The organism is Pseudovibrio sp. WM33, assembly GCF_001623165.1.
Taxonomy (GTDB): Bacteria; Pseudomonadota; Alphaproteobacteria; order Rhizobiales; family Stappiaceae; genus Pseudovibrio.
Genome location: NZ_LMCK01000064.1, coordinates 1 through 931 on the forward strand (window position 1 = coordinate 1; position 931 = coordinate 931).

At 47.4% G+C, this 931-nt stretch carries 1 protein-coding gene; it reads left to right on the plus strand.

Going from position 1 to position 931, the window contains the following annotated elements; all coding sequences use genetic code 11:
- The first annotated feature begins 330 nt into the window (after positions 1-330).
- Positions 331-573 (plus strand): hypothetical protein, encoded by a 243-nt coding sequence (locus tag PsWM33_RS12030; protein WP_063300399.1) that lies wholly within the window; start codon positions 331-333, stop codon positions 571-573.
- Positions 574-931: the final 358 nt, after the last annotated feature.

Consider the following 931-nt stretch of genomic DNA (forward strand, 5'->3'; position numbering starts at 1 on the left):
CCTTATTCAATTCAATCGATCTGTCCATAAGGCGGCGACGGGGAACAGCGCATGGGTGATACTCTCGGCCTTGAAGCTTGATGGCAAAATCGTGCATTATGACGAGGCACTGGTTCCTGGCGATGCTGTTTATTGAGACCTGACCGAAATTTAAAAAGGTGCCAAGAAGGTTCTAATTGCAATAATCATCGGTGCCAGTTTCATAGGTGACCAAGAACTAGTCAAACAGTTTAGGGATTCTAACTCAGACCAACAGATAGAAGCGACCATCCTGACAGGACTGCAGCCGGCTTTTGAGCAACTACCCATGAAACTTGATGAATATACCATGTGGGTGGGCGCCGATGTGAACGCTGCCAAAAGACACTGACTTACAGATACACGCTGGATAAAGGCAGCGAATGGTTCGCACTGACTGAGGAAGACAAGAACTCTATAAGACAACCGGTCGTGCAAGTCATGTGCAGTCAGCCCATTGTTCAAAAAGCCAAGTTCATCCTGATCTATCATTATACTGATCTGGAAGATAACTTCACGGGTGACTCCACAATGAACCGCCACGACTGTCAGTAAAGGCGAACCTACTTGGACCAACTGGACCGAGCGTGAATGTGTGGACGCCATGAAGAACAACAAGGGAACATTGAGTAACTTTCGCCCATGTTAGGTGATTTTTGGACTGTTAAGATGCGGACGAAGTGGAGCTTTGCTACAAGCACGAAGAGCAGGTGTGCGACAGCTGACTCTTTGGGTGATCAGGCCAACTGAGGATATTTGTGCTGTTCCATCACGGGTTAAGACAATTCTTTGGGAAGATACTGCAGGTGTTTTCCTGAGTACTTTTTGGTTGGATCTATGCGCTCATTATAGCTGGATGTGTGACGGGTTTGAGCCAATAGCATGCGTAATCGGGCTCGTCCTTCATGAGAGG